The organism is Cupriavidus sp. 05T313 (assembly GCF_056396665.1).
In genome coordinates, this window is sequence record NZ_JBFTLX010000613.1 from 1 (window position 1) to 480 (window position 480).

General features: G+C 73.7%; 1 pseudogene. It reads left to right on the forward strand.

What is annotated here, in order from left to right:
• Window positions 1-480: pseudogene (locus AC1DKD_RS42010) on the forward strand (hypothetical protein); the annotation flags it as partial.

Below are 480 nucleotides of genomic sequence, written 5' to 3' on the forward strand. Positions count from 1 at the left end.
GTGCTGGCCGTGACGGTCCTGGGCACGTCCCTCTGGTCCGCCGTACTCCTGGGCCGGGACGCCGCGTGGCTCCCCTGGCTGCGCATCGCCGTGATCGTCCYCGGTGTCCTGGCAGCTGCCGGGATCCTGCTCCGCCTCGACGCACTGGGGGCCGGCGGACGGTTCCGGCGTGCAGGGGCGGCCGCCGTCGTCGCCGTATCCCTGCTCGCCGGCGGCCTCGGCACAACTGCCTGGACCCTGGCCACCGCGGCTTCCGCACACTCGGGCTCCATTCCGACGTCGGGGCCCGCAGGTTCGTCGGCAGGCGGCTTTGGGAACCGGGCCGCGAGGTTCCGCGGCGATCGCACCGACCGCACCGACGCGAACGCCGGAACTGACGGGGCCGCCTCCGGCGGTAACGGGTTCGACCCGGCGAACGGCTTTGACCCCGCGAATGGAATTGGTGGTTCAGCCGGTGGCCCCGGCGGTGAAGGTACCGCC